The sequence below is a fragment of the Herbaspirillum sp. WKF16 genome, from assembly GCF_028993615.1.
Taxonomy (GTDB): Bacteria; Pseudomonadota; Gammaproteobacteria; order Burkholderiales; family Burkholderiaceae_D; genus Herbaspirillum.
Window position 1 is genome coordinate 1,777,199 of sequence record NZ_CP118632.1, and the last position, 15,003, is coordinate 1,792,201.

At 64.1% G+C, this 15,003-nt stretch carries 15 protein-coding genes and 1 tRNA gene; 10 read left to right on the forward strand and 6 right to left on the reverse strand.

Features of this window, described 5'->3' with window-relative positions; all coding sequences use genetic code 11:
* Nucleotides 1-112: 112 nt before the first annotated feature.
* Nucleotides 113-1,549: a heavy metal sensor histidine kinase gene (locus tag Herbaro_RS07980; RefSeq protein ID WP_275013288.1), complete on the reverse strand. Its 1,437-nt coding sequence runs from the start codon at nucleotides 1,547-1,549 to the stop codon at nucleotides 113-115.
* On the reverse strand, nucleotides 1,546-2,217 hold the full coding sequence (locus tag Herbaro_RS07985) for a heavy metal response regulator transcription factor (protein ID WP_275013289.1): 672 nt from the start codon (nucleotides 2,215-2,217) through the stop codon (nucleotides 1,546-1,548). The genes Herbaro_RS07980 and Herbaro_RS07985 overlap by 4 nt, the downstream gene beginning before the upstream one ends.
* Nucleotides 2,218-2,412: 195 nt before the next feature.
* Between Herbaro_RS07985 and msrP the strand changes: the two genes are divergently transcribed.
* The 6 genes from msrP to Herbaro_RS08015 all read left to right on the forward strand — a co-directional run bounded on the left by msrP (nucleotide 2,413) and on the right by Herbaro_RS08015 (nucleotide 8,662).
* Nucleotides 2,413-3,381 (forward strand): protein-methionine-sulfoxide reductase catalytic subunit MsrP, encoded by a 969-nt coding sequence (gene msrP / locus Herbaro_RS07990; protein ID WP_275013290.1) that lies wholly within the window; start codon nucleotides 2,413-2,415, stop codon nucleotides 3,379-3,381.
* An 18-nt stretch (nucleotides 3,382-3,399) separates the two neighbouring features.
* A complete protein-coding gene (locus tag Herbaro_RS07995; protein ID WP_275013291.1) occupies nucleotides 3,400-4,050 on the forward strand; it encodes a protein-methionine-sulfoxide reductase heme-binding subunit MsrQ in 651 nt (216 codons plus the stop codon).
* Between the two features lie 67 nt (nucleotides 4,051-4,117).
* Complete coding sequence (msrA, locus tag Herbaro_RS08000; protein ID WP_275013292.1) at nucleotides 4,118-4,822, forward strand: peptide-methionine (S)-S-oxide reductase MsrA; 705 nt, start codon at nucleotides 4,118-4,120, stop codon at nucleotides 4,820-4,822.
* A 263-nt stretch (nucleotides 4,823-5,085) separates the two neighbouring features.
* On the forward strand, nucleotides 5,086-5,442 hold the full coding sequence (locus Herbaro_RS08005) for a DUF305 domain-containing protein (RefSeq protein ID WP_275013987.1): 357 nt from the start codon (nucleotides 5,086-5,088) through the stop codon (nucleotides 5,440-5,442).
* A 45-nt stretch (nucleotides 5,443-5,487) separates the two neighbouring features.
* Nucleotides 5,488-6,879, forward strand: a complete 1,392-nt coding sequence (locus Herbaro_RS08010; RefSeq protein WP_446719313.1) for a YVTN family beta-propeller repeat protein — start codon at nucleotides 5,488-5,490, stop codon at nucleotides 6,877-6,879.
* A 70-nt stretch (nucleotides 6,880-6,949) separates the two neighbouring features.
* A complete protein-coding gene (locus Herbaro_RS08015) occupies nucleotides 6,950-8,662 on the forward strand; it encodes a tetratricopeptide repeat protein (protein ID WP_275013293.1) in 1,713 nt (570 codons plus the stop codon).
* Between the two features lie 22 nt (nucleotides 8,663-8,684).
* Here the strand turns inward: Herbaro_RS08015 and Herbaro_RS08020 are convergent, their stop codons facing one another.
* The 3 genes from Herbaro_RS08020 to Herbaro_RS08030 form a co-directional block, all read right to left on the reverse strand.
* Nucleotides 8,685-9,152: a GDP-mannose mannosyl hydrolase gene (locus Herbaro_RS08020; RefSeq protein WP_275013294.1), complete on the reverse strand. Its 468-nt coding sequence runs from the start codon at nucleotides 9,150-9,152 to the stop codon at nucleotides 8,685-8,687.
* Between the two features lie 75 nt (nucleotides 9,153-9,227).
* Nucleotides 9,228-9,303, reverse strand: a tRNA-Lys gene (locus Herbaro_RS08025).
* A 157-nt stretch (nucleotides 9,304-9,460) separates the two neighbouring features.
* Nucleotides 9,461-10,285 carry a spermine/spermidine synthase domain-containing protein gene (locus Herbaro_RS08030; RefSeq protein WP_275013295.1) on the reverse strand — a complete coding sequence of 275 codons (825 nt, stop codon included), beginning with the start codon at nucleotides 10,283-10,285 and terminating at the stop codon, nucleotides 9,461-9,463.
* 178 nt (nucleotides 10,286-10,463) lie between these two features.
* On the opposite strand from Herbaro_RS08030, the gene Herbaro_RS08035 reads away from it, so the two are divergent.
* From Herbaro_RS08035 to Herbaro_RS08045, 3 genes are all read left to right on the forward strand, one after another.
* Entirely contained in the window at nucleotides 10,464-11,279 is an 816-nt protein-coding gene (locus tag Herbaro_RS08035) for a MetQ/NlpA family ABC transporter substrate-binding protein (RefSeq protein ID WP_275013296.1), read from the forward strand.
* Nucleotides 11,280-11,601: 322 nt separating this feature from the next.
* Nucleotides 11,602-13,209 (forward strand): methyltransferase domain-containing protein, encoded by a 1,608-nt coding sequence (locus tag Herbaro_RS08040; RefSeq protein ID WP_275013297.1) that lies wholly within the window; start codon nucleotides 11,602-11,604, stop codon nucleotides 13,207-13,209.
* A gap of 132 nt (nucleotides 13,210-13,341) precedes the next feature.
* Complete coding sequence (locus Herbaro_RS08045) at nucleotides 13,342-13,482, forward strand: hypothetical protein (RefSeq protein WP_275013298.1); 141 nt, start codon at nucleotides 13,342-13,344, stop codon at nucleotides 13,480-13,482.
* Between the two features lie 6 nt (nucleotides 13,483-13,488).
* On the opposite strand, the gene Herbaro_RS08050 is transcribed toward Herbaro_RS08045, so the two are convergent.
* A complete protein-coding gene (locus tag Herbaro_RS08050) occupies nucleotides 13,489-14,013 on the reverse strand; it encodes a DNA-deoxyinosine glycosylase (RefSeq protein WP_275013299.1) in 525 nt (174 codons plus the stop codon).
* A gap of 204 nt (nucleotides 14,014-14,217) precedes the next feature.
* Here Herbaro_RS08050 and Herbaro_RS08055 point away from each other — a divergent pair, with 204 nt between their 5' ends.
* Nucleotides 14,218-14,967 carry an SDR family oxidoreductase gene (locus Herbaro_RS08055; protein WP_275013300.1) on the forward strand — a complete coding sequence of 250 codons (750 nt, stop codon included), beginning with the start codon at nucleotides 14,218-14,220 and terminating at the stop codon, nucleotides 14,965-14,967.
* Nucleotides 14,968-15,003: the final 36 nt, after the last annotated feature.

The window sequence follows — 15,003 nt, forward strand, 5'->3', positions numbered from 1 at the left end:
GGACCCAGCGTCGCTCAACGGCCGTCGCTGCGCGGAAAACGTCACGGGGTTCCTGCTTTCGCAGGAACGACAGGGAACGGGGAATCCTGACGCAAGGCGGTTCGATTGCTTCTCAGCGCCCAGCCGGCGGGAAACTCAGCGTAAACCGTATCCACCCCGGCTGCGGACATTCCACCGTCGCCGTGCCCCGGTGCAGGGCCATGATGGCCTTGACGATGGCCAGTCCCAGGCCGTTGGATTCGGTGAAGGCGCTGCGCGAACGGTCGCCGCGATAGAAGCGGTCGAACATGCGCACCATGACGTGGGGCGTGGCGTCGTCGCTGCGGTTCTCGACGATGATGCTGCTGCCGGCATCGTCGCCGCGCGCGGTGATGCGCAGCGCCGTGTTCGCCTCGCCATAGCGCACGGCATTGATCACCAGGTTGCTCACCGCGCGGCGCCACATGACCAGGTTGGCGCAGCATACGCCTTGGGCATCGAGCTCGAAGCGCATGCCGCGTTCGTCGGCGATGCCTTCGAAGTAGTCGGCGATCCGGCCCAGTTCGTCGGCCAGGTCCAGCGGCGCGCATTCCACCGCCAGCGTGGCGTGGTCGGCCTGGGCCAGGAACATGATGTTCTCGACGATGCGCGACAGGCGCTGCAACTCTTCCACATTCGATTCCAGCAACTGCTCGTACTCTTCCGGCGTGCGGCGTTGTCCCAGCGCCACCTGGCTCTGGCCCATCAGCACGTTGATCGGGGTGCGGATCTCGTGCGCCAGGTCGCCGGAGAACTGCGAGAGATGTTCGTAGCCGGCTTCCAGCCGGTCCAGCATGGCGTTGAAGGAAACCGCCGCGCGCCGCAGTTCCTCTGGCATCCCTTCCTGTTCCAGCCGCATCGAGAGGCGGTCGGGCGTGATTTGCGCGGCGCGCCGGCTCATGTCCTCCAGCGGGCGCAGGCCGCGCCGAAGCAGCACGAAGCCGAGCAGGGCGGTGATCAGCACCGCGCCGGCGGCGGCGCCGGCGATGCGCCAGCGATAGGCGCGCATCATGCTCGCCTCTTGCACCATGACGTAGGCGGCCACGATCTCCACCGTGTCGCCGCCATCGTGGCCGAGCCCGGGCTTGCCTACCTCGGCCAGCGCCGAGACCCAGCGCACCCGCACGCCGTCGGCGCGCGTGCTGGTGAAGATGTCGGCGGAGGACACCGGCGTGCCCACCGGGATGGGCTCCATCTCCGGCGGCACCAAGCGATCGGGATTGCTTTGGATGAAGGGCGCCTCGCCGCGGCGGCGGAAGATGCGCACGTCCTGCTCGTTGCCCATCATGCTTTCGAACAGCGCCGGCCGCTGCTCCATCTGCTCGACGTTGTAGAGGTCGTGCATCAGGTTGCGGAAGTGCTCGACCCGTCCGATCAGCGCCTGGTCGGCGCGCAACTCCAACGCGGCGGCGGCCGAGCCGTTCAGGTACAGGCCCAGGCCGCCCACCACCAGGCAAGCCAGCAGCGAGAACAGCGCCGTGACGCGCGCGGCCAGGGTCCAGCCGCGCGCCGTGGATGCCGGCGCCGTCATGGATTCTCGGAGAACATGTAGCCCACGCTGCGCACCGTGTGGATCAGCTTCTTCTCGAACGGCGCATCGATCTTGGCGCGCAGGCGCTTGATGGCGACGTCGACCACGTTGGTGTCGCTGTCGAAGTTCATGTCCCAGATCTGCGAGGCGATCACGCTGCGCGAGAGCGCCTCGTCGCGGCGCTTGATCAGCAGGTGCAGCAGCATGAACTCCTTGTTGGTCAGCGCGATGTTGACGCCCTGGCGCGTGACCTTGTGGCGCACGTGGTCCAGCTGCAGGTCGGCGATCTCCAGCACCTCGGCCTCGCGCACCACGCCGCGCCGCAGCAGCGTGCGGATGCGCAGCACCAGCTCGGTGAAGGAGAAGGGCTTGACCAGGTAGTCGTCGGCGCCCAGCTGCAGGCCGCGGATGCGGTCGTCGACATGGTCCTTGGCGGTCAGGAACAGCACCGGCAGGTCGCGCTTGGCGCGCAGCGCGCTCATCACCTGCCAGCCGTCGATGCCGGGCAGCATCACGTCCAGCACCACCAGCTCGTAGTCCTGCTCCAGCGCCATGTGCAGGCCGTCGGCGCCGTTGCGCGCGAGGTCGACCGCATAGCCGGACTCGCGCAGTCCCTTCCTGAGGTAGTCGCCGGTCTTGGGGTCGTCTTCGATTACGAGAATGGCCATGCTGTGGTATTTGCCGAAAGGCTTGTCGGATTTGGAGAAATGCAGCAAATTCTAGCAATGGCGCGGTTTTTCTTCATGACAAAATTGTCATCAGATTGCCACCCGGATGTCACCCCATCGCTTTTAACATGGCCACACGTCGCAAAGGCGAGGCCGCCGACGTTGCATCAACCCCATTTTTTGCCGGAGCGCACCATGCTGATCAAGATCCGTCCAGACCAGATCGACATCCCGACCTCGTCGGAAATCACGCCCAGGGAGATTTACCTGGGCCGCCGCAGTTTCATGGCGAAGATGGCGGCGGGCGCGGCCCTGGCCGGCGGCTTCGGCGCGTTTCCCGAGGCCTTCGCGCAGCAGGGGCGCAAGCTGCCCGCCAAACTCAACAACGCCTTCGCGGTGATGGACAAGCAGACCGCCTACAAGGACGCCACCACCTACAACAACTACTACGAGTTCGGCACCGACAAGGCCGATCCGGCCAAGAACGCCGGCACCCTCAAGACGGCCCCGTGGACGGTGGACATCGAGGGCGAGGTCAAGAAGCCCTTCACCCTGGACCTGGATGCGCTGATGAAGCTGGCGCCGCTGGAGGAGCGCGTCTACCGCCTGCGCTGCGTGGAAGGCTGGTCGATGGTGATCCCGTGGATCGGCTATTCGCTGTCGGCGCTGATCAAGAAGGCCGAGCCCACCGCCAACGCCAAGTACGTGGAGTTCGTCACCCTGGCCGACAAGAAGCAGATGCCCGGCCTCTACGATCCGGTGCTGAACTGGCCCTATCGCGAGGGCCTGCGCATGGATGAGGCCAATCATCCGCTGGCGCTCCTGACCTTCGGCATGTACGGCGAGGTGCTGCCCAACCAGAACGGCGCGCCGGTGCGCATCATCTTGCCGTGGAAGTACGGTTTCAAGTCGGCCAAGTCCATCGTCAAGATCCGCTTCGTCAAGGAAGAACCCAAGACCGCCTGGAACATGTACGCCGCGCAGGAGTACGGTTTCTATTCCAACGTCAATCCCAACGTCGATCACCCGCGCTGGTCGCAGGCCACCGAGCGCCGCATCGGCGAGGACGGCTTCTTTTCGCCCAAGCGCAAGACGCTGATGTTCAACGGCTATAACGACGTCGCCGGCCTGTATTCGGGCATGGACCTGCGCAAGTATTTCTGATCCCTGACGAGGCCCCCCATGCAACTCGCTCCCGCCGCCCTCCGCAACCTTGCGCCGCGCACCGTCACCGTGCTGTGGTGGGTAGCGCTGGCGCTGGCCTTCGCGCCGCTGGCGCGCCTGGTGGGGCTGGGTTTCACCGGCGGGCTGGGCGCCAATCCGCTGGAGTTCATCACCCACAGCACCGGCGACTGGACGCTCTACCTGTTCTGCATCACGCTGGCCGTCACGCCGCTGCGCAAGCTGACCGGCATGAACTGGCTGATCAGGATGCGTCGCATGCTGGGCCTGATGGCCTTCCTCTACCTGTGCCTGCACTTCACCACCTTCGTCTGGTTCGACCACTTCTTCGACCTGGGCGAGATCTGGAAGGACATCGTCAAGCGGCCCTTCATCACGGTCGGCGTGCTGGCCCTGGCGCTGACCATCCCGCTGGCCGTGACCAGCACCAACGGCATGGTGCGCCGGCTGGGCGGCAAGCGCTGGCAGGCGCTGCACAAGCTGATCTACCTGATCGTGCCGCTGGGCGTGCTGCATTACTGGTGGGACAAGTCGGGCAAGAACCTGATCGCGCAGCCGCTGCTGTTCGCCGTGCTGGTGGGCGTGCTGCTGGCGCTGCGCGTGCTGTGGCGCCAGGGCAAGAAGGCCGGCGCGCCGGCCACGCGCTCCTGACGGGGCAGGGCGCAGCGCGCCGAACAGTCATTCCAATATCGTCGTCATTTTTGCTCCGGAGAAAGCCATGTCCATCCTGAAACCCGCAGTCGTCGTCTCGGCCGCCGCCGCGCTGTGCCTGTCGCTGGCCGCCATGGTGCGCGTCAATGCCGCCGAACCCGCCGTCGCGGTGCCCGCCGCATCCGGCAAGGCCCAGCTTGCGGCCAGCGCGCAGAGCGAGACCGTGGTGCTGGCCGGCGGCTGCTTCTGGGGCGTGCAGGGCGTGTTCCAGCACACGCAAGGCGTGCTGCGCGCGGTCTCCGGCTATGCCGGCGGCAAGAAGGATACCGCCACCTACGACATGGTCAGTTCGGGCTCGACCGGCCACGCCGAGTCGGTGCAGGTGACCTACGACCCGCGCAAGATCTCCTTCGACAAGATCCTGCAGATCTACTTCTCGGTGGCGCACGACCCGACCCAGCTCAACCGCCAGGGGCCGGACCGTGGCACGCAATACCGCTCGGCCATCTTCACCACCGGCGACCAGCAGAAGCAGGCCGCCGAGGCCTACATCGCGCAGATCAATGCGGCCAAGGTGTTTTCCTCGCCCATCGTGACGCAGGTGGCGCCGCTGCAAGGCTTCTACGCGGCCGAAGACTATCACCAGGACTACGCCACGCTGCACCCGAACCAGCCCTACATCGCCTACAACGACCTGCCCAAGATCTCCAACCTGCAGAAGATGTACCCGGCCATCTACCGCGCCGATCCGGTGCTGGTGTTCAAGCGCTGACGCGCTGAACCGGTTGCTTGCCAAGGGCCGTATCGCCTCGCGCGATGCGGCCTTTTTTATTTGCCGCGCGTGACAGATTTGTCATTCGATTGTCATCCGATGGTTGCCGCCCGCTGCCTACACTGGCCGCATCACTTGACCGAGGAGACAGCATGAACGCAGCCCCCCAAGCGGCACGCCCAGGGCCCCACAACAAGCTGCACCGGCTGCTGCTGGCGGCCTGCGTCATCGCGCCCTTGTCGGCCGCGGTGCTGGCGCACGATATGTCCGACATGCGCGGCGGCCACGACATGCACGCAAAGGCGCAGCAGGATGCCGCGCCGCCGGTGTTCGTCGCCAGCACCGCCAAGCCCTTCGACGGCCTGATGGACGACGCCATGAACGTGATGGACCACGGCATGAAGCAAGCGCCGATGAACGGCGACGCCGGGCACGATTTCGTGGCCATGATGCTGCCGCACCACCAGGGCGCGGTGGACATGGCCAAGGCGGTGCTGCTGTACAGCCAGGATCCCGAGCTGCGCAACCTGGCGCTGGGCATCATCGCCGAGCAGAGCAACGAGATCCAGGTGATGCAGGCCTGGTTGAAGCGCCACGGCTACCCCTCCACGGCGCCCTGATCGGCAACTCCTTCCTTCCCCCCACCCAACGAGAGACAAGCAACGATGAATAAGCTCGCCCATGCAGTTTCGTGCACCGCGCTCGGCCTGATCGCGTCTTCCGCGATGGCGCTGCCCAGCGCGCACGACCGCGTCTACACCGCCGACCAGAACAGCAACACGGTCTCCGTCTTCAACCCCGCCGACAACACGCTGGTGGGCCAGATCCGCCTGGGCAATCCGCGCCCGGACGTGCTCTCGCCGCTGTACAAGGGGCAGATCAACGTGCACGGCATGGGCTTCTCGCCGGACCACAAGACGCTGGTGGTGGTCTCCAACGGCTCCAACTCGGTCACCTTCATCGATACCGCCACCAACGCCGTCAAGGGCGTCGCCTATGTCGGCCGTTCACCGCACGAGGGCTTCTTTACCGCCGACGGCAAGGAAGTCTGGGTGGTGGTGCGCGGCGAGGACTACATTTCGGTGATCGACCCCAAGAGCTTCAAGGAAAAGCGCCGCATCCAGACCGCGGTCGGGCCCGGCATGGTGCAGTTCATGCCCGACGGCAAGCTGGCGTTCTCGGTGGCCAGCTTCACGCCGCAGGTGGACGTGATCGACGTCAAGTCGCACAAGGTAATCAGGAAGATCGACGTGGTCAGCCCGTTCTCGCCCTTCCTGCAGTTCACGCCCGACCACAAGGAACTGTGGATGACCCACAAGGACGTCGGCAAGGTCACCCGCATCGACACGCGCACGCTGAAGGTGACGGGCGTGATCGACACCGGCTTCATCACCAACCACCTGGCCTTCGCGACCGTGGATGGCAGAGTGCTGGCCTACGTCACCGTGGGCGGCGAGAACGTGGTCAAGGTATTCACCACCGATACCGATGCGAAACTGGTGGCGACCATCCCGACCGGTGCGCTGCCGCACGGCATCTGGAGCTCGGATGACAGCAGCCGTATCTACGTCGGCCTGGAGAACGGCGACGGCGTGGAGGTGCTCGACCCGGCGCAGAACAAGGTGGTGGCCCACATCGCTGGCGGCCAGGCGCCGCAGGCGCTGGTGTTTCTGTCCAACGTGATCAAGGAGGGCGACGGCAAGCAAAACCTGGCGCCGCTGGCCAATGCCGAGCCGCTCAACATCCGCCTCAAGGCGGTGACGGCGGCCGATGCGCGCGGTTTCGTGGCCTCGCGCAACCTGGGCGTGGTCGACGCGCTGGAAGTGTCGCTGTTCAAGCTGAAGCCGCAGACCAACTACAACGTCTACCTGAGCGGCCAGGCGACGCCGGTGGCCAGCTTCGTGACCGACGCCAAGGGCATGTCCAACGGCACCGCGATCGGGCCCACCCGCAAGCTGGCTGCGCCTGGCGCGAGCGCCGCGCCGGCCAGGCTGATCGTGATGGAAGGCGACGCGCCAGCCGACGAGGCCAGGGCTGCGTTGGTGAGCGACATGTAAAAGCCCGGACCGCGCGTCGCCGCCATGGCAGGGATGAGACAATACGGCGGTTTGCCAAGTCCATCCCGCCATGAATGCCACCGAAACGCTGAGACAAGCCTTCCAGCTCTTTGAACAGGAGCGCTACGCCGACGCCGAGCAGGCGCTGTTCGCCCTGCTGGAGTCCGACCCCGCCAACAGCCAGGCGCTGCACCTCCTGGGCAGCGCGGCGGCGGCGCAAGGGCGCTTCGAGGAAGCGGCGCTGGCCTTGCAACGCGCGCTGCGGGTGCTGCCCGCCGGCGCCCGCGAGGCCCTGGCGGTGCGCTACAAGCTGGGCCGCGCCTTCTACGAACTGGGCCGCTTCGAAGATGCCTTCCTGCTGTACCGCGAGCTGATCGAGAACGGCCAGCGCTTGCCGGAACTGTTCATCGCCGCCGCCGCCGCGCTGCAGGCGCTCTCGCCCTCGGGCAAGAACGACGGACAGGCCATCGCGCTGCTGGACGAAGCCTTGCAGCTGCAACCCGACGCCGCCGACACCTGGCACCGCAAGGCCTTGCTGCAGGAGCGCGGCAAGGCATGGCAAGCCGCGCGCGCCAGCATGCATCGCGCCTTGCAGCTGGACGGCCGGCAGGCCGTCTACTGGCTCGATGCCGGTTTGGTCGAGCACGCGCTGGGGCAATTCGAGGAAGCGCTGAAATTCTACGACCAGGCCCTGATCCTGGATCCCGGCCACGCCGATGCCCACGTCAGCCGCGGCACCAGCCTGGCACGGCTGCGGCAGTACGACGAGGCCATCGACAGCTACCGCCGCGCGCTTGCCCTCCATCCCGACGATGCCGACGCCAAGCTCAACCTGGCGCTCTCGCTGCTGGTGCTGGGCCGCCTGCGGGAGGCATGGCCGCTTTACGAATGGCGCTGGGAAGGACGCGGCGCCGACCCGTATCGCCACGCCGGTATTCCCGCGTGGAACGGCGCCAGCGTCTTGCTCGGCAAGCGCATCCTGCTATGGGCCGAGCAGGGCCATGGCGACACCATCCAGTTCAGCCGCTATGTGCAGCAGATCCTGGAAGCCGGCGCGCAGGTGGTGCTTGAGGCGCCGGCGGCATTGCTGCCGCTGATGGCCGGCTTGCCGCCGTCCCCGCAACTGCAGCTGGCCGCCGTGGGCGAGCCGCTGCCGGAGGTCGACTACCAGCTGCCGCTGATGAGCCTGCCGCTGGTGTGCAATACCGCGTACGACGCGATCCCGGCCGGCGCGCCTTACCTGCGCGCCGAAGAGCGGCGGCGCGCAGCCTGGGCCGCGCGCATCGACGCCATTGCCCCCCGCGCGCAGAAGCGGCTGCGCGTGGGCATCGTCTGTTCCGGCAACCCCGGCAACGCCAACGATGGCCGCCGCTCGATCCCGCTGCGGCAGTTCGCGCCGCTGGCGCAGGCGCGCGGCGACCTGGCATTCTTCGTGGTCCAGCCAGACCTGCGCGAGGCCGATGCGGCGTGGCTGGCAGGCCAGGCCGGTTGGCATGAGCTGGGGGAGGGGATCGAGGATTTCGGCGACACCGCCGCCGCGCTCTCATGCATGGACCTGCTGGTGACGGTGGACACTGCCGCCGCGCACCTGGCCGGCGCGCTGGGCTTGCCGGTATGGATCGCGTTGCCGTTCGCGCCGGACTGGCGCTGGTTCCTCAACCGTCACGACTCGCCTTGGTATCCGACGGCGCGCCTGTTCCGCCAGCAGCGGGCCGGGCAGTGGGACGATGCGATATTGGCGATCAAGGCGGCGTTGGCCGTGTCGGCCCCGGCGCCGGAATGAGGCGGGGCAAGGGCCGTGCGGCCTACAGCCGGTTGGCTGGGGCCTCTTGGAAATAGCGTTTGGTGTTGAGGTGGACCCGGGGATCCTGCAACAACGCCTCCAGCGGCCACCAGCGCAGCTCCGCATGCTGCGCATCCGGCGCGATGCGGCTGTCTGGCGGCAGCACGCAGCGACAGCCCAGCGCCACATAATGCGTATTGATGCCGGCGCGGCCCAGCGCATTGTCGTCGTAGATGTGATCGTAGGCGCCTTGCAGTTCCCAGCTCTGCGGCTCCGCGCCCAGCTCGGCGAGCGCGATGCGGCGCAGCGCCTCCCCGAGCGCCTCGTTCTTGCGGATGCGTCCCCCGGGCACGAACCAGAAATCCTGCGCCGGCCGATTGCGGCGCAGGCCCAGCAATACCTCTCCGCCGGCGTTGCGGATGAGCAGGTCGATCGACACCAGCGGGGTGGAGTCGATCACCAGGGCGAAGTCGTCGGGGGCGAGGTTCATGGTTGGATATTCACACCGATCAGGCGGCCAAAGCAGAAAAGCCTTCCAAAGAAAACTTTGGAAGGCTTTGAATTCTGGTGGGGCGTCACAGATTCGAACTGTGGACCTACGGATTAAGAGTCCGCTGCTCTACCAACTGAGCTAACGCCCCGTTGCTGCACTTCGTTGTTGCTCAGTGCTGCAAGAGAGGACGCATTATAGGAGAGCTTTTTTTCGACCGCAAGCCCTTTTTGAGAAAAAAGCTAAAAAATATTCTACGGTCCCGGTGGGGCGCCCGCAGGGGCGGGGCCAGCGAGCCGGCCACGGGCTCAGAGCGCGCTCTTGATCCCGTTGACCCAGGACTTGGCCGGCAGCCTGGTCTGCGCCTCGACCAGTGCCGCGCGGGCGTACAGGTCTACGAAGTTGAACTCCTGGCGGCCCTTGAAGGCCAGCGCGACCACGTTGCCGTCGTGCACTTCGGGCAGCGAGACCACGGTATCGAAGGCGTATTCCATGGCGCGCAGGTTCTTGGCGTAGCTGGGATGGTCGCCGAACAGGTTGACCGTCATCACGCCGCCCTCGGCCAGGCTCCGGTAGCAGGCCTGGTAGAACTCGGGGGTATCGAGCACCGGGCCGCGCGCGGTGGCGTCGTAGAGGTCGACCTGCAGGGCGTCGATGATGCCGTGCGTGGCGGCGTGGACGATGAAGTCCATGGCGTCGCTTTCGATCAACATCAGGCGTTCATCCGGCTGTGGCAGCTTGAACATGCTGTGGCAGATCGCGATCACCGCCGGGTTCAGCTCCACCGCCGTGACCTGGGCCTGCGCGAACTCCCGGTAGCAGTACTTGGTCAGCGCGCCGGTGCCCAGGCCCAGCTGCACGATGTGGCGCGGCGACGGGTTGAACAGCATCCAGGCCATCATCTGCTGCGCGTATTCCAGTTCGATCCAGTCCGGCTTGCGGATGCGCATGGCGCCTTGCACCCACTCGGTGCCGAAGTGCAGGTAGCGCACGCCGTCCAGCTCGGACAGGGTCACCGGCGCGAACCTGGGCTTGCGCGGCTTGGCGGCGTCGGCTTCGAGCTGCTGGCGGCGGCGGTTGGGACCGGCCTTGGTATTGGCCTGGGCCTCGATGGATTTTCGTCTGATCAGCATGATGGGCAATGAGGTGGCGGCGCAGCGCCGCGGATGCCGAATGATACATGCAGCCGGCGCATGGAGCCGTTCTGCGCAGCGGCTTTGCTGCGCTTCCCGCATATCGACATGCGGATACATTCGTTCAGCCGGCGTGGCCTTTGTGTGAGGATGCCTGCCTTATCTTCTCGGGGGCATCATGCAATTCGTTTCATTGGCAAGACTGGCTGGCGCGTTCGCCGCGCTGGCGCTGAGCCTGGCGCCGCACGGCGCATCGGCGCAGGACAAGAACAAGATCAAGGTCGGCATCTCGGTAGGCAATGCCGAGGCGACCTTCGAAGTGGTCAAGAAGGTCGCCGCGCGCGAGGGCCTGGAGATCCAGACCGTGGTCTTCAGCGACTACCTGCAGCCCAATGCCGCGCTGGCCGCCGGCGACCTGGACGCCAACGCCTTCCAGCACGTGCCCTACCTGGACAGCCAGATCAAGGCGCGCGGCTACAAGATCGTGCCGGTGGGCCTGACCATCACCGCGCCGCTGGGCATCTACTCCAGGAAATACAAGTCGATCGACCAGCTGCCCAATGGCGCTTCCATCGGCATCCAGAACGATCCCTCCAACGGCAACCGCGCGCTGCTCCTGCTGCAGAAGGCCGGTCTGATCAAGCTCAAGCCGGGCGTGGGCGAGAACGGCGTCAATGCGACCCCGCTGGACGTGGTGGAGAACCCCAGGAAGCTGAAGCTGGTCGAGCTCGATGCCGCCCAGCTGCCGCGCTCGCTGGACGACCTGGCCGCAGCCTCGATCAACAACGACTACGCCTTCAAGGCCGGCCTGTCGCTGCAAAAGGACACCATCGCCGTGGAAGACCCGCGCGGCCGCTACGCCAACATCATCGCCACCCGCGCCGACGACAAGGACAAGCCCTGGGTGAAGAAGCTGGTGCACGCCTACCAGTCGGACGAGGTGCGCAAGTTCATCGAGACCGAATACAAGGGATCGCTGGTGCCGGCGTTCTGATTCTCTCTAATTTCAAAAGCCGTCCAGTTGATCCCGGGCGGCTTTTCTATTTTTACGCATTGCGTAGAAGAGTTGAGAATCGTGCCAACCTTATCTTCTTCCTGACAGGAAGGGAGGCAACAAGCTTAATTTGCTTAGTGAAATCGCAGGGAAGCCGTTTGGAACTCAGCACCTACGTCGCGGTCTTTCTGGGCAAATGTTTGTTTGTTCGAAGCTGACTGAAGGCTGTGCGGGATGACGCTCACGTCGTTTGAAAAAGGCAATGAATCAGGATATATTCTGCCGATTGGCTGCGTAGCCCAATTGAAGCAAGGAAACTTAAATGTCGGATGTGTTGGATGACTCTCAACTTGTCTCCGCAGCCATGAACATCTATGGTGCGGAACTTGAGTCAGAATGGATCGAATCGTCTGGCGGCGGATTATATCGCAGCGAATTCTTGCAGAACGGATTCCACGCATTTGGGGTTGACCCGGTAACCGCTGAAGGTTTGCGTGGATTCTTTGATGATGACTTCAAGATCAAATTCGACATTGACGATCATGCTGATGGATATCTATTTTCCGATTTGCCGTCGGAAGTGGTCGAGCGAATCAACAAAGACAATATCTATTATGGGAAGCCGGGCTCCGATGCGATTGCCGTTCTTGAGAAGTACCTGAAGGATATTGCCGAACTAGTAGAGCGTCAGATTGCACAAAAATGGCGTGTAATCAATGTTCGTGCGTGGAACGCAAAGCCTCAAACTCAATACGGTCCTTCGGATTGGCACTGTGATGGTTCGTCTCACTACATCCGGAAGCTGATGATATATCCGAATTCGCTCACTCCAGGGAATGGGTCACTTGAGATTGCGGATCGTTCGGGACAGCTGCATCGGCTGGAAGGCGACTCAGCAATGTGCGTGCTTGCCGACGTAGCGATCCTTCTGCATAGGGGCATTTCGGCCGAGAACCGCTTGCGGCCCATGATCGAGGTCACGATCTGTCCAGCGACGGAAACCTCCACGGGCTACGTCTACGCAGGACAAAATGCACGCGGAATTAAGGACTTTTCTCCGGAGATTATGAAGCAGGTCGCTGCAGTCCGGTACGTTCCCAAGACGCTACAAGCGCAGCCCATTGCGCCGAAAGATGTTTATCCTACTGAGCCGGCTGCTCCGATAATGAACCAGATCGGCAAAGTAAATATTGGTGGGGGGCCGAATTTCAAGCATCCGGGATGGTTGAATCTCGACGGTGTGGCGAGCCGCAGAAATCCTGTTCCGTTCCGGTTTGCCGAGGACTGTATGTTTCCAATTGCTTCGGGGACGACGCAGATCGTTTATTCCTCGCATTGCCTTGAGCACTTGAACGATAAAACCGTCGCTCGTGTGCTGAGTGAAGCGCAGCGGGTTGTGAGCCCAAACGGTAGATTAATTCTTAAATTGCCCGATTTTGATCTGGTGAAAAAATCGTGGATTGAGCAAGATTCACATTTCTTTGCGCAATGGGGGCTTGATGTCATTATTCCCACCTGGTTGCGGCGCGGAGTCATCGACGACATCAATAACCGAGCTTCGATGATTTATTGTGGCTATTGGAACAAAGAGTACGGAGATCATTTCTCATGGAATATTAACGCGGACCCTGCGGCCTATCATGGTCCGGCCTCGGTTAGCGGCCACGAGTTCGCGCAGATGATCACTACGTTGAGTGCTCATGAGTTGGCGCAAGCCTTGGCGGAAAAGGTGAGACGCGAAGAGATTGAACCGACTTTCAATCATCAAAATGCCTGGGATAGGGAAGAGCTCCTGGCTTTGTTGGAAAGCTGCGGTTTCAGCATATTGAGCTTGGATGGTGACGCAATTCGTGATGAGTATCGAGCAAGCATTCCTACCTTGGATGAAATGCACGATATCAGTATTTATTGCGAAGCGGTCGTGCGTTGAGTTTTCACCGAGTGTCTGGCCGGCTTTCATGTTAGCCAGGATGCGATGAAGTATAAGACATGGATTGTGGCTCGCACGGTTTTTTTATAAGCCGGGCGTCCTGTCTGGGCGGCGCTCGGCTACACTGCGCCCATGCTGAAAAATATCATCCTCTGCATCAAGCTGGCCATTGTCTTCGCGGGCATCGTGTTCTTCGCGAAGGCGTTGCAGTACCTGATCTTCAACGGCGGCTTCTCGGGCGAGTTCTACGACTACCTGTTTTTCCGCAAGTAAATTCCTTCATTCCCGCACCAGGTCGCGCCAGCGCGCCAGCTTCTCGGCATAGGCCAGCGTGAACGCCGGGCTGCTCGAGGGCAGCGCCAGGATCCGGTATTTCCCCGCCAGCCCTCCCAATGATTTGCGCCCGATGCGTTCGGCCGCGCCGCCGTTGAAGGCGATGGTTTGCAGCTGCGGCAACTGCGCCAGCAGGTCGGCCAGGTCGTTGTGGACGATGTCGCGCAGGTCGCTGTCCAGGCTGCCCTTGCGGCGCGCCGCGGCGACCACGTCCCACAAGCCGATGCGATGCGCCAGCAGCGCCTGCAGCCGGTTTTCGTACGCCATCGCCACCAGGTCTTCGCCGGTGATTTCCGACAGCAGCTTCCAGAACCCGTTGCGCGGATGGCCGTAGTACTGGCTCGCCGCCAGCGACGCCGCGCCCGGCAGGCTGCCCAGGATCAGTGTGCGGGTGTCGGCGGCGACTACCGGCGGGAAGCTGGCCAGGAGCGGATCGGCGGCGGTGAATTGCAAGGGCTTGCGGGCGGGCATCGGGGCTGGAGCGAAGATGAAAATATTTACAGGGTGCGCAGGCGGGAGCGGGGCAGGGCACAATGGCCCGGCTTCGCCGAGCGCGGCATGCTGTCGCGCCGGCTCCGCGCTTTCGCCGCTTGCGGCAAAATGGCGATCTTAACGTAATTGCCGCGCGTGCAATTTCCGCTATCGCACATCCCACAACTACACGGAGAAGAGAACATGGCAGACAAGGTCATCATCGTTACCGGCGGCAGCCGCGGCATCGGCGCGGCTACCGCAAGACTGGCGGGCCGGCGCGGCTACGCGGTCGCGGTCAATTACGTGTCCAACCGCGACGCCGCCGAAGCGGTGGCCGCCGAGATCCGCCAGGCCGGCGGCCGCGCCATCACCGTGGGCGGCGACGTCTCGAAGGAGGAAGACATCCTGCGCCTGTTCGCCACCGTGGACAAGGAGCTCGGCCCGGTCACGGCGCTGGTCAACAACGCCGGCATCCTGGAGCACCAGTCGCGGCTGGACCAGATGGACGCGGCGCGCATCAACCGCGTGCTGATCGCCAACATCACCGGCAGCCTGCTGTGCGCGCGCGAGGCGGTCAAACGCATGTCGACCAAGCACGGCGGCAGCGGCGGCGTCATCGTCAACCTCTCCTCGATGGCGGCCAAGCTGGGCGGCCCGGGCGAGTACGTCGACTATGCCGCCTCCAAGGGCGCCATCGACGCCTTCACGATCGGCCTGGCCAAGGAAGTGGCGGCCGAGGGCATCCGCGTCAACGCCGTGCGTCCCGGCCTGATCTATACTGACATCCACGCCAGCGGCGGCGAGGCCGGCCGCGTCGATCGCCTGAAGGACGCCGTGCCGATGAAGCGCGGCGGCAGCGCCGAGGAGGTGGCCAACGCCATCCTGTGGCTGGTGTCGGACGAGTCGTCCTACGCCACCGGCACTTTCATCGACGTGTCCGGCGGGCGCTGATTACCCATCCCGGGACTGCGCCGCCGGCCGGCACCA

What these genes read in the sequence shown, in the direction of transcription:
- Herbaro_RS08035 (WP_275013296.1), top strand. Translation starts at nt 10,464, where the DNA reads ATGCAATTCGTTTCATTGGCAAGACTGGCTGGCGCGTTCGCCGCGCTG.
- Herbaro_RS08055 (WP_275013300.1), top strand. Translation starts at nt 14,218, where the DNA reads ATGGCAGACAAGGTCATCATCGTTACCGGCGGCAGCCGCGGCATCGGC.
- Herbaro_RS07980 (WP_275013288.1), bottom strand. Translation starts at nt 1,549, where the DNA reads ATGACGGCGCCGGCATCCACGGCGCGCGGCTGGACCCTGGCCGCGCGC.
- Herbaro_RS08020 (WP_275013294.1), bottom strand. Translation starts at nt 9,152, where the DNA reads ATGAACCTCGCCCCCGACGACTTCGCCCTGGTGATCGACTCCACCCCG.
- Herbaro_RS08015 (WP_275013293.1), top strand. Translation starts at nt 6,950, where the DNA reads ATGAATGCCACCGAAACGCTGAGACAAGCCTTCCAGCTCTTTGAACAG.
- Herbaro_RS08045 (WP_275013298.1), top strand. Translation starts at nt 13,342, where the DNA reads ATGCTGAAAAATATCATCCTCTGCATCAAGCTGGCCATTGTCTTCGCG.
- msrP (WP_275013290.1), top strand. Translation starts at nt 2,413, where the DNA reads ATGCTGATCAAGATCCGTCCAGACCAGATCGACATCCCGACCTCGTCG.
- Herbaro_RS08040 (WP_275013297.1), top strand. Translation starts at nt 11,602, where the DNA reads ATGTCGGATGTGTTGGATGACTCTCAACTTGTCTCCGCAGCCATGAAC.
- Herbaro_RS08050 (WP_275013299.1), bottom strand. Translation starts at nt 14,013, where the DNA reads ATGCCCGCCCGCAAGCCCTTGCAATTCACCGCCGCCGATCCGCTCCTG.
- Herbaro_RS08030 (WP_275013295.1), bottom strand. Translation starts at nt 10,285, where the DNA reads ATGCTGATCAGACGAAAATCCATCGAGGCCCAGGCCAATACCAAGGCC.
- Herbaro_RS07985 (WP_275013289.1), bottom strand. Translation starts at nt 2,217, where the DNA reads ATGGCCATTCTCGTAATCGAAGACGACCCCAAGACCGGCGACTACCTC.
- Herbaro_RS08005 (WP_275013987.1), top strand. Translation starts at nt 5,086, where the DNA reads ATGTCCGACATGCGCGGCGGCCACGACATGCACGCAAAGGCGCAGCAG.
- msrA (WP_275013292.1), top strand. Translation starts at nt 4,118, where the DNA reads ATGTCCATCCTGAAACCCGCAGTCGTCGTCTCGGCCGCCGCCGCGCTG.
- Herbaro_RS07995 (WP_275013291.1), top strand. Translation starts at nt 3,400, where the DNA reads ATGCAACTCGCTCCCGCCGCCCTCCGCAACCTTGCGCCGCGCACCGTC.
- Herbaro_RS08010 (WP_446719313.1), top strand. Translation starts at nt 5,488, where the DNA reads ATGAATAAGCTCGCCCATGCAGTTTCGTGCACCGCGCTCGGCCTGATC.